Source organism: Paenarthrobacter sp. AR 02, from assembly GCF_021538675.1.
Lineage (GTDB): Bacteria > Actinomycetota > Actinomycetes > Actinomycetales > Micrococcaceae > Arthrobacter.
The window spans coordinates 690623-701724 of sequence record NZ_JAJUKH010000001.1 but is presented as its reverse complement, the minus strand read 5'-3'; the positions used below and the strand labels follow the sequence as shown (position 1 = coordinate 701724).

The window sequence follows — 11102 nt, the reverse complement described above, 5'->3', positions numbered from 1 at the left end:
CCACACATTAAGGAATGCATTGTGAATCGAAAACCCTTGGTCTGGCTGCTCCTATCGTTGGTGCTGGCGGCCTACGCCGTCTCCATTTTCGTGTCCAACACCCAGCAGGCGTGGTGGTCCACGGTTTCCGGAGTCATCATCGCGGCCGCCGCACTGGCGATGGCGTGGAGGTTCAGCCGGGAGCTCAAGAATAACCGCCGTCCTTGAGCCACCGGCAAGCCTCAACGTCCCTTCGTAGCTTTGACAACCATCGCTGATCCGCCGCCTCGACGAACAGGCTCGGCAGCAGCAGTTGTAGATCCATCCTTGTTGAACTCGATTGCTGTTGCGGCACCGATTTCCGGATCTGACGTGAGGCCGTCACCGGCAGGAACCAGTTGGTGGCCAAGGGACGTCAGCGCGTCGCCATACTTGGCGATGAAGGCTGGTTCGGAAGTCACCGTCGCGCCGTTCCTGGGCGCCGCACGGGGAGCGGCAAGGGCTTCGGATACCGTCATTCCCAGATCCACCCGGTTCAGAATGGTTTGCAGGACCGTAGTGATGATGGTGGAACCACCGGGGGAACCGAGGGCCAGGAACGGATTGCCGTCCTTCAGGATGATCGTGGGTGACATCGACGACCTTGGACGCTTGCCTGGTTCGATCCGGTTCGGGTCCGTGGCTTTGTATTCCGTGCTGAAATCGGTCAGTTCGTTGTTGAGCAGGAAACCACGGCCGGGCACAACAATTCCGGATCCACCGGTCTGTTCGATCGTCAGCGTGTACTCCACCACGTTGCCCCACTTGTCGGCGACGGTCATGTTCGTCGTCGAAATATTCTCTGTATCCGTCTCATCGGCGAGCGGCGCCGCCGAAGGCGAGCACACGCCGTCGTACGTTTCTATGTTGCCGGCGACCACTGGCTTCTTGGCCGCCGTCGGGCCGATTTCGCAGGCACGTTCTTTAGCGAACAGGTCACTCAGCAGGGTCTGGGTGGGGACATTGACGAAGCGGGGATCGCCCACGTAGGCGCCACGATCAGCGAAAGCGAGGGAACTGGCCTCGATGTAGTGATGCAGTGCGTCCACCGGCTGCATGTCTTTAAGGTTGTAATTCTCCAGGATGTTCAACGCTTCGCCCACCGTGGTGCCGCCGCTGCTGGAGGGAGTCATGCCGTAGACGTCGTATCCCCGGTACTGCACCTTGGTGGCGTCCTGGTTCACCACTTTGTAGTTCGCCAGGTCCTGGGCAGTCATTGAGCCGACCGGGACGGGAAGCGGGGTGTCCGTGGTCTTCGGGGGAGCCTGGACGGTTTTGGCGATTTCTTCGGCAAGAGCGCCGCGATAGAAGGCGTCAGCCCCCTCTTTTGCGAGCAGCTTGTACGTCGCCGCGAGATCGTGGTTCTGGAACACGCTTCCGACGGCGGGAGCGTCGCCACCGGGAAGGAACAGGTCCTGCGTGGAGGTGAAGGCATTGAAGCGGAGCTTGTTATCGAGCGTCTGCTTGCGGAAGGTGTTGTCCACCACAAAACCGCGGGTAGCTACCTTGATGGCCGGTTTCAGGGCATCGCCCAAGTCCATCGTGCCCCAGCGCTTCAGCGCTTGCTCCCACGTTGCGGCAGTGCCGGGGACTCCGACCGAGACACCGCTGGTCACCAGTTCCGGGGTGAAGTTGTAGGGCTTCGTGGTGGCGGGGTCGATGAACGCATCGTTGGTGATGCCGGCCGGGGCAGTTTCACGGCCGTCGATGGTGCCCACCTGCTTGCTTTTGGCGTCGTAGTAGACGAAGTAGCCTCCGCCGCCAATGCCTGCGCTGTAGGGTTCGGTGACGCCCAAGGTAGCCGCTGCCGCGACGGCTGCGTCGGCCGCGTTGCCACCCTTGCGCAGCACTTCGATGGCCGCCGCCGAAGCTTCAGGATCCACTGTGCTGACAGCCCCGCCGTAGCCCGTGACCGTAGGGGTTTTGTCTGTTTGGCGGGGATCGGCGAAGGCTGGACTGGCCATCGCTCCGCTGGTCACGGTCAGTGCCAAGGCTGCCGTGACAGCAGCCAACTGACGTCTCACATGTGTCATGGTGTCTCCCAGAATTTCCCAGACGATGATGTGGTTGGACGGTCCGGTCACCCTACCCCGGGGTTCTGCGGGGGACAACGGTTGCCTTGGCGCGGCGTTGGGAGTATGCGGGCGCGTGCGAATCGAGAATTCCACCATGGTTGCGACACACTTGGGGGTGTGGCGGACAGGTACAGGGTATGAGCTACCCATCGAGAGCCGCTGACAGCCAACGGGCCTTTCGGTTTCTATATGAGTCCGCATACGCCGACCTCCTCAAATTCGTTCAACGCCGAACAGATCCGGTGAACGCCGAGGACGTCGTGGCGGAGACATTTCTGATCGTTTGGCGGCGGTTCCAGGAAGTACCGGGGAACCAGGATGACGCCCGGGCATGGATCTTTGGAATCGCACGCAATCTGTTGCTGAATGCCCGTCGCAGTGAACAGCGGCAGCAGGCCCTCGGGGTCCGTCTGGCTGAAGCGTCGATGGAATCACCTTCGGATTCCCACGCTGATCTGGTCAGCAGCCGGGTTGATCTAAGCAGGGCTTGGGCGCTCCTTTCAGAGGTCCATCAGGAAACCCTCGGGCTCGCCGTATTTGAAAACCTGGCCGCGCCCCAAGCAGCTCGTGTCGTCGGAATCTCCCCAGTGGCATTTCGATTGCGCCTCACCCGAGCCCGGCGAGCTTTGAGGCTCCTGCTGGAACATTCCCCGCACAACGCTCATGCCACGCCTACCCCGACGCTTTCAGAAAAGGCATCGACACCATGAAAGACAACCAGCACATTGCAGAGCTCCTCTCGTCCATGGATGCAGCTGAGCAGAGCCCGGCTCCGGATCCGGATCGACGCAAGAAAGACCTTCGCCTAGTTCTTGAAACGAACCCCAGCGTTTCTGTCTTGCCGGCGGTGGCACGCTTAGGCCGTCGTTGGAAAACCCTGGCGCTGGCTGGCTCTACGGTCGCAGCAACCGCCGCCCTCACCATCGTTCCGGCACTTTCCGGGGGAGACCCCGCCTTTGCAACGTGGACTGCCGCGCCTGGTCAGCTCAGCGGCACCGAACGGGATAACGCTGTTGCCGACTGCCTCCGATCACGCGAAAGCGTCGGCGGCGGTATGTATGCGGACGATTTGGCCGCCGCTGATGTCGCTATCGCTGAGCGACGAGGTGCCTGGACAACAGTGGTCCTTACGGGATCTGACGGCTTTGAAGTAACCTGCACCACAGATTCCTCGGCTCCGTGGTTCAACAAAGGGTCATTCGGCTCTATAGGAAAACCATTCCCTGGAGAATCCCTATCGGCCCGTGGCGTCAGGGCCACAGAACTGGGGACAGGTGTCATCTCCAACAAGCCCCTGTCCATGGCCGCTGGTCGAGTGGGAGCAGAAGTCACTGCGATCGTTTACACCAGCGCAGCGGGAAAACGGATCGAAGCAACGGTTTCCAAAGGTCAGTTCGCGTTTTGGCTGCCCGGTGCCGAAATAACAAACTCTTCCGATCAACGGGTCCCTATCGAGGTGACTTTCGTCGATAACTCGAAGGAAACCCTCTATCTCAGCCTCTGACTGGCTACACTCAGTTGACACTTACGAAACGGGGGAATTGTGAGTTCTTCAACAACGCAAGTACCGCTTTCCAGCCAAACAGTAAACAAACTGGCGATCGTAGCAGTAGCTCTTGGTGGCGTGGCTTTTGTCGGGATTTGGGTGTTCGGACTCGGTGTTCTAGCCACTTTCGCTGTTGGTGCCGGGCACGTTTCACTGAACCAGATCAAACTGAAGCACCAGAAGGGGCGGGGTTTAGCCCTGGCCGCGTTGGCGATCGGCTACGGAATTGCGACGTGGGCCTTCCTGAGCGTTCTCATGTACATACCGACTTCAGTTCAGCAGTGGATTAACTGAGTCACGCTAATTTCCGAGAGGCGGATTGAGATGAAGCAATGGATCCGACGCCACCCTTACCTCGCGTTGGTTTGGGGCTATGTCATCTTCTTTGTGCTTCTGACTGCAGGCTGGATGGTCATCGGTCGCCGTGACCTGTTGGACTCGCTGATCACTGCGCTCATGTACACGGTTGTGTATGTTCTCCTTGCCGTGTTCCAGCTTCGACGCATCGGGAAAACCAATCAGCGGTTGGGCGAGGCTGGCCAATTCAGGGCTTTCCTGAGGTACCCGGATTCCCGGCCGGGATCCCTTAGTGGTATATGGAACCAAGGTATCGCCACCCCGTCTCCAGGAGTTATTCACTTTCAACCCGCCGTCTATGACAATTTGGAACCTTCCGGACGTGCGACTGAGATTGAAGTGCTTGAGGTGGTCCACGAGCGCCGGAATGTTGGGGGAAAAGACCGGAAGTACATTACCGGCTACGGGTACGAAGTACTAACGTTGCTGACCGAGGGAAGCCGAGTGGAGCTTGCTGCCCGCCCGGAGTCGCTCGACCAAGTCATCGAAAACGTGGACATGAAACCCGGACCCCCAACAACGACCACCTGAAGTGCGGGAGGTACAGGGCACACGTTCGGCCAACCGCAGAGGAAGAAGGAGAGGCGCATGCAGGGCAACCGAATTCGTTCACGGCTTCTTGTCTGTTGCCCAGTCCAAATGACTGAAACTCAGGTACTTCTTGTACCAAGAAGCTGTCGTTTCTGAGATGCCGACGGTGATGGGCACTACCCTCGCTATCTCCCAGATGGCCTCGGAGTTGTACCAGTGGTCTTCGGCGATGAGGTTGATCTGATGCCGGGTCAGGCCCAAGGCTTCCATGATGGGCTCTGCCCATTCACGGGAGACAGACGAATCCAATTCAAGGGGGACGATGCGGTCGTTGATGCAGTGGAGTATCTGGCCGATCGTGACAGGTGCCGGCAGAGCTGCGTGGAAAGCTCCTCCCTGCGAATAGCCGACCCTCGCAAGACCGGCGACCAGTTGACCCAGCTGGTGCGCATCAATGACCGAGAGAAGATTCTCGGCACCATCAATACGCGTCTTGAGATGTCCGAAAATCTTCGCCAGGGCCGGGATGAACCATCGGTCTCCCGGCCCGTAGATGAGGTGGGGTCTGATTACTGTTCCGCCTGATTGCAGGACGGCGTCATCGGCGAGGGCACGAGCCCGGCTGACCACAGATTCAGGACGTATTTCGGCCCCTCCCATCGTCAGGTTTCGGTGAGGACCGGAACCGTATATCGCCGTCGTGCTGATCTGAATGAGTGGCACGCCAAGTGTTTTGCATGCTGAGACAAGGTTGAGTGTTCCGCGGTGGTTGACTGAATCGGCAAGGTCGCGGGATTTTCCCGTGTACGACGAGGCGTTGATCGCAATGTCCATCCCCGCCATGGCCCGTCTAAGCGAACCGACGTCGGTGACGTCACCGCCCACAAAGGTTCCTCGTAGTGTTTGGGTTTCGTTTGCGGGACGTCTCGTCAGCCCTATAACGTCGACGATATTGTCTGCTTCAAGCACGGTACGAATGTGGCTGCCGATAAAACCCGAGGCGCCAAGCAGAAGGACTCTCACCGTTGTCTCCGTGCTTCCGCAGGACGACGATTCGCAGTCTTTGCCCGCGCCGCGCTCAGCCGGCCAGGCAGAAGTTCTATATGCATGATGGTCTCCATCAGAAAGAGGCGTTTGTGGCTCAGCAGGAAAGAGCCCGGGCTACCCGGGCAACTGTCATTGAAGGGGCTGCCCGTACTTTCGAAACAGTCGGTTACGGAAACGCCAGCCTTGCCGACATCGCAGAAGCTGCTTCGGTTACCAAGGGGGCCCTATACTTTCATTTCAAATCCAAAGAGGACCTGGCAAAAGCCGTGATCGCAGAGCAGCACTCCAGGGTTCGCGCAACCAGCGAACCCATCCTGGGTGGGGGACACACACCTCTGACAACGATGGTGCTGCTCTGTCGACATTTCGCCGAGCAACTCATTGCAGATTCGGTCATCCGTGCCGGTATCCGGCTTACGCTGGAGGCTTCCGCTTTCGGCGGTTCAGTCAAAGACCCATACGAGGACTGGGTCTCCACCATGCAGCAACTGGCATCCCAAGGCCAATACCAAGGCGAAATCAATCCTGACGTCGAGGCCGAAGTTCTGGCCAGGTTCGTAGTTGCCGCCTTCACGGGCGTGCAGCTTGTTTCGGATGTCCTGACGGCACGCACTGACTTGTTGAAGCGGGTGGATGACATGTGGATGATCCTTCTGCCCGTTCTGGCTTCCGCCTCGGAAACCCGGACATCACTTGCTGAGATAATTGGCACCAACCCCTGAAATCACCGGCTCATCGCCCAGGCGCGGAACAATAGCCACGACCCGGGCCAAAAGCTCCCCTTCGGCGCTCCTGAAATCGACGCCGACGGAGGTCGTTCCATCCGGCCGTTGGACCACATGCTCGACGCTCAGCGTCGTTTTGGCAGTGAGCTCCACGAGCTTATGGAACCGCGCGCTGTATGACCGCACGTCAAGGTCGGCCTGCCCAACGAAGGCTCTGATGCACTGGCGCGCCGCCTCGGTAAGGAGCGCACCGGGAACATGATCAATTGGATGATCGAAGTAGATCGGATGGCTCGTGTCTACACGAAGGACCCAGCTTCCCGCGGTCGATGATCCACCGAGGACAACATTGCGGGACGAAAGGCACCCCAAAACCGCTTCGCTGATTCCCACCGGCAGCGGCAGTGCCGTAGCTTGTGGGTTCATCACTTCACGCCGCCGAAAACGTTCATATGTGTTCTCGTTCAGAATTCTCGCGCCGGCGGACGCCGTGGCAACCACGGTGTTCTCAACTAGGAATTGGGCATCAACCTGCAGACTTGTCGCCCCGCGGCTACCCGACTTGAGGCCTGAGACGCGGACGAAGAGAGTCACATCTGCCGGCCTACCCCCATCGGGCCCCCGCACCTCCTCCTTTGCCACCTCCATGTGGGGAAGCAGGAAACGGCTACTGAGTGGAACTCCCAACTGGGTGTGAGCAACCAAAATGGTCGCCTGCCTCAGCGTTTCGTATATGAGCGCAGAATCGTAACCCTCAGAGCTTGATCCATAGAACACATGCCACCGCGGCCACTGTGCAGCAACCAAGAATAGATGGTCTTCTTGTTGATGAACGTCGGTTACGAAAACTTCCGACATGGCCGAACGGTGCACTAAACGCCGGGGAACCGGGTGGTCGAAAGACAAGTCGCGCGCAGATGTGGCCTTCAAATGGTTTCCCTCTCTGAGAGTCGGATCATCGAGCAAACGCATACCGGTCAAATGGATTGTTTCAACTGTCGAGGAGAGCGTACCTACGGACGTCCCCGCTGCCGCTGCGAACCGATTGTGACCGGGGAGCAATCCGCAAGAAAACGAGATGGGGAGTAAAAACCGGTCATCCGGCTTGATAAGAAATTTAGGCCGTGCAAGCATCGGCGTGGGCTTCGAAAAGCCGGCTTTCCATCGATGCCACTTCCTTTTCCATCGAGCGACAGGCGATCAATGCTTCAGTTTCCGAGCAACCATCAACCCCGATACAACGACTTCTCGATCAAGGCCATCTCTGACGAAACAATCCGTGAAGGCGGTGAACGCGCCCCCTTCGGAGCCAGCAATGAGGACAAGCTGGAGCTGGTCATGAAGATCACCAACTCAGGTGTGAAAGACATCGATGTTGGCTCCGGTATCCGTGAGCCCGCGTTTGTGGATCAACTGCTGCGGGCACAAGATGCCGGCAAAATCCCCGCCGATGTGACCTTCTCGTTCAACCTCACCCTCAAGACCTGGGAGCCCCTCTGCCATGCGCTGGAGGGAACCCTGAGCCGGGAGCAATTGGGACGTCTCTACGTAAGCATCGGCATGATCGAGATTGACTCCCACCGCCATCTGTTCGAAAGGGTTGCTGACCGTGTGCGCTCCCTCGGTGTGGGAACGCTGCGGTCGAGCCTGCTCAACGCTTTCTCCAACACCATCGAGGAGGATAAGTACGCGCATCTGATCAGCCAGATCGAACGTTGCCGCCAGCAGGGAATCGCCCTGATCCGCATCAATGACTCCATTGGAACCCTTTACCCGGACGCAACGGCAGTGCTGGCAGCGAACCTGGTTGCCGACAACCCGGACACTGTCTTTTACCTGCACGGACACAACGACAGGGGAATCGGTACAGCCAACTCCCTGGTCAGCGTCTTCCACGGATTCCAAATGATCGAAGGCGGCGTCGCAGGGGTCGGCAACCGGGCTGGCCTGGCCGAGCTTGAGTCCATCGCTTCGGTGTTCGCCGACAACAACATCACGGTCGACTCCGGGCCGTTGGACATCGATGGACTGGTCGACGCAGCACGCTGGTCCGAGCGGACCTACCTCACGACGCCGACACCGTTCCGTCCCGTGAGCGGCTTCCTCGTCCTGAACGAAAACGCAGGCATCGTCAACGTTCCCGACTACCTGGGAGTGAGTCGTGAAGTCGAGTACTTCATCAATGAAATCGGACTGTTCCCGAACTACATACGCCAAATCCTGATCGACAACGGCGTGCCGGCAGAGCACGTGACCGAAGAGTTGATCGGTGAGGTCTACCGTCATTTGAGCACAAAGATGCACGAGCTGTACGAAGACCGCCAGCAGCTCTTCGTCCGCCTTCACGAACAGATACTGGACTTCTACAACCCGATCATCAGGCTCCCCGACGTCGGCAAGCTGGGGCTGGAGCTGCTGAACTCCGCTCCGGCCAGCCTTAGGAGTTGAGGCCGTGAACATCCTCGTATACGGCGCCGGTGGGATGGGCTTGTACTTCTCCGCACGCCTGACCCAGGCCGGCCACAGCGTAGTGCTGAAAGCCCGGTCATCCACCCAAGACGCCAAACTGCACCTGTTCACAGAAGTTCGAACAGAAACCATATCCGGAGTAAGCGTGGTATCTGAGATTGACCCGGTAGATGTCGACGTTGTGCTGATAGCCACCAAAGCATGGCAAGTAGAGGACGCCCTCCTCGAACTGCGGGGCAAGATCAATAACGGGACCCCGCTGGTGACACTGCAAAACGGTATAGAGGCCCCCGAAATCGCCCGGCGCATCTTCCCCGCCTCCCCGGTCATCGCCACAACCTGCGTTGTCATCGTCAAGCGCACCGCCCCACTGGCTGTTGAACTCATCGGCGGAGAAGCCACACTCAGTGCCGGGCTCTTCGATGAGGTCGGCATTGACACCGACATCGCCGAGAGAGTGGTCAATGCCATCAACGAAAGCTCCGTCACGGCGACCCTCGCCCAGGACGTCCAACGCGCGCTCTGGAAGAAGATCGCTTTAATCGCCTCCTATGGCGGGGTGGGAGCGGTTTCCGGCGTCCCTGTCGGGGTGACCCGTACGCATCCCGAGACCCGGTCAATGGTCCGGGATGGCATTGTTGAGGTCGCCTCGGTCGCCCAGGCCTTCGGCGTCACGTTTACCAGCGATGACGTGGAGGAAGTCTTCTCTATTTACACCGACGTCTTTGACCCTTCGACGACATCATCCATGCAGCGCGATCTGGCCTCAGGATTGCCGTCAGAGCTGGCGGATCAAAACGGGGTAATAGTTGCCCGGGCCGCCAACGTAGGGGTGGCAACGCCAATCCATTCGTTCATTCTGAACTCACAGCTGCCTAGGGAACGGCAAGCAAGGCTGGTCTCATGAGCGAGGCTCCCGCGGTGCGGCGAATGGCTGTCCCGCTCCTGATAGCGGTCAGCATCGGAAATTTTCTGGTCGCCTTTGATGCCTCAGCCATCAACGTTGCCGTACCTCAGATCATCAACGAGCTCGGTGGCACAACAACAGATCTGCAGTGGATCCTGGACGGTTACACGATCCCGTTGTGCGCTTTCCTTTTTCTGTCCGGAGTCCTTGGCGACCGATATGGTGCATTTCGCGTTTACCGCTGGGCGACGGTAGCCTTCCTGGCCAGCTCCATCGGATGTGCCCTGGCTTGGTCTACGCCTGTGCTCGTCGGAATGCGACTGATGCAAGGGGCTGCGGCCAGCTTCATGCTTCCGATGACGCTGGCCATCATCGCGGCCTCGGAACCGGACCCCAATCGCAGGGCCCGGGCCGTCGGAGTCTGGGGAGTCGTCGGAGGGTGCGCCATCGCCCTGGGCCCACTGATCGGTGGAGCTCTCTCCGAAGTCCTGACCTGGCGATCTATCTTCTGGCTGAACCTGCCTGTATGTGCCGCCGCGCTGCTCGTCATCCGCAAGCATCACAGCACGCCCGGGAACGCATCGAGGAAGATCTCCGCTCTGAGCCAGGGGCTGCTGCTGTGTTTCCTCTTTTCCGTGGCTTGGGTGCTCATTTCGATGGCCCACGGCCAGCTTTCCACCCTCTGGCTGGTTCTGGCTTGGGTGTTTGTCGCGCTTGTGGCCGCAGCGCTGGTCATCACGGACCGGCGGGCGCAGACACCGATGATTCCAGAGCAACTATGGCAGGACCGCAGCTTCCTGAGGCTCACTTCTGCCGGAGCCATCTACCAGTTCTGTTCCTACGGTTCCTTGCTCGTATTCACTCTGTGGGCCTCGTCTTACCAGCAAAGTGGGCCGCTGAGCGCCGGGATGCTGGTGTTGCCTTGCTCGGTGGCGTGGCTGTGCGGAAACCTCACCGTGTGGGCCAGCCGGCCCGGTTGGCGGTTGCGGATCATTGCAGCAGGAACCGTTACCGGCTTCCTTGGGGCACTGGCGAGCATCATCTCTTCCGGAGAATCATCCGTTGTTCTCATGGTTGGAATGATCCTCGTAGGGTTCGCGTCGGGGCTACTGGCATCGACCCTTAGCGCGCAAGCCATGCACGTAGCACCCGGAGAAGTCAGTGGTGCCGCCTCCGGAATGTTCAACACCAGCCGTCAGTTTGGCATGGTCGTAGCTGTTGCAACCATCGGCGGGATCGGTTTTGAAACGGGATTGTTGCCCCAATTCAGCATCGTGATCGTGGGCTTCGCTGTGATCCTGGCACTGGTCTTTTACCCGGGCAAAACCAGGCGTACACGACCATTGGAGAATCATGGGGCCGCGAACCGGCCCCAAGCTGAGGTGACAATTCGAACCTCTCACTGAGGAAGAGCGATGGGCCTGGCT

General features: G+C 59.1%; 12 protein-coding genes. 9 read left to right on the top strand and 3 right to left on the bottom strand.

All coding sequences use genetic code 11. From position 1 onward, the window contains the following. Window positions 1-21: 21 nt before the first annotated feature. Window positions 22-207, top strand: coding sequence for a hypothetical protein (locus LRQ04_RS03200; RefSeq protein WP_235517637.1), 186 nt, complete (start codon window positions 22-24; stop codon window positions 205-207). Window positions 208-221: 14 nt separating this feature from the next. On the opposite strand, the gene ggt is transcribed toward LRQ04_RS03200, so the two are convergent. After that, window positions 222-2051: a gamma-glutamyltransferase gene (gene ggt / locus LRQ04_RS03195; protein ID WP_235517636.1), complete on the bottom strand. Its 1830-nt coding sequence runs from the start codon at window positions 2049-2051 to the stop codon at window positions 222-224. A gap of 179 nt (window positions 2052-2230) precedes the next feature. On the opposite strand from ggt, the gene LRQ04_RS03190 reads away from it, so the two are divergent. From LRQ04_RS03190 to LRQ04_RS03175, 4 genes are read left to right on the top strand one after another with little or no spacing between them, the layout of a single operon-like run. Then, window positions 2231-2803 (top strand): RNA polymerase sigma factor, encoded by a 573-nt coding sequence (locus LRQ04_RS03190; RefSeq protein WP_235517634.1) that lies wholly within the window; start codon window positions 2231-2233, stop codon window positions 2801-2803. Beyond that, window positions 2800-3597 (top strand): hypothetical protein, encoded by a 798-nt coding sequence (locus LRQ04_RS03185; protein ID WP_235517633.1) that lies wholly within the window; start codon window positions 2800-2802, stop codon window positions 3595-3597. The genes LRQ04_RS03190 and LRQ04_RS03185 overlap by 4 nt, the downstream gene beginning before the upstream one ends. A 39-nt stretch (window positions 3598-3636) precedes the next feature. Then, the gene (locus LRQ04_RS03180) at window positions 3637-3933 is read left to right on the top strand and encodes a DUF4190 domain-containing protein (RefSeq protein WP_235517632.1); all 297 of its coding nucleotides are present in this window, start codon (window positions 3637-3639) and stop codon (window positions 3931-3933) included. Between the two features lie 30 nt (window positions 3934-3963). Beyond that, the gene (locus tag LRQ04_RS03175; protein WP_235517628.1) at window positions 3964-4527 is read left to right on the top strand and encodes a hypothetical protein; all 564 of its coding nucleotides are present in this window, start codon (window positions 3964-3966) and stop codon (window positions 4525-4527) included. Between the two features lie 78 nt (window positions 4528-4605). On the opposite strand, the gene LRQ04_RS03170 is transcribed toward LRQ04_RS03175, so the two are convergent. Then, the gene (locus LRQ04_RS03170) at window positions 4606-5550 is read right to left on the bottom strand and encodes an NAD-dependent epimerase/dehydratase family protein (protein ID WP_308194855.1); all 945 of its coding nucleotides are present in this window, start codon (window positions 5548-5550) and stop codon (window positions 4606-4608) included. A gap of 113 nt (window positions 5551-5663) precedes the next feature. Here LRQ04_RS03170 and LRQ04_RS03165 point away from each other — a divergent pair, with 113 nt between their 5' ends. After that, on the top strand, window positions 5664-6296 hold the full coding sequence (locus tag LRQ04_RS03165) for a ScbR family autoregulator-binding transcription factor (RefSeq protein WP_235517626.1): 633 nt from the start codon (window positions 5664-5666) through the stop codon (window positions 6294-6296). On the opposite strand, the gene LRQ04_RS03160 is transcribed toward LRQ04_RS03165, so the two are convergent. After that, window positions 6264-7271 carry a ScbA/BarX family gamma-butyrolactone biosynthesis protein gene (locus LRQ04_RS03160; protein WP_255773710.1) on the bottom strand — a complete coding sequence of 336 codons (1008 nt, stop codon included), beginning with the start codon at window positions 7269-7271 and terminating at the stop codon, window positions 6264-6266. The genes LRQ04_RS03165 and LRQ04_RS03160 overlap by 33 nt on opposite strands. Window positions 7272-7502: 231 nt before the next feature. On the opposite strand from LRQ04_RS03160, the gene LRQ04_RS03155 reads away from it, so the two are divergent. Genes LRQ04_RS03155 through LRQ04_RS03145 form a run of 3 tightly spaced genes read left to right on the top strand, consistent with a single transcriptional unit; the run spans window position 7503 to window position 11081 of the window. Beyond that, complete coding sequence (locus LRQ04_RS03155) at window positions 7503-8747, top strand: hypothetical protein (protein ID WP_211713296.1); 1245 nt, start codon at window positions 7503-7505, stop codon at window positions 8745-8747. 4 nt (window positions 8748-8751) lie between these two features. Continuing rightward, window positions 8752-9675: a ketopantoate reductase family protein gene (locus tag LRQ04_RS03150; protein ID WP_235517623.1), complete on the top strand. Its 924-nt coding sequence runs from the start codon at window positions 8752-8754 to the stop codon at window positions 9673-9675. Continuing rightward, complete coding sequence (locus LRQ04_RS03145) at window positions 9672-11081, top strand: MFS transporter (RefSeq protein WP_235517622.1); 1410 nt, start codon at window positions 9672-9674, stop codon at window positions 11079-11081. The genes LRQ04_RS03150 and LRQ04_RS03145 overlap by 4 nt, the downstream gene beginning before the upstream one ends. Window positions 11082-11102 lie beyond the last annotated feature (21 nt).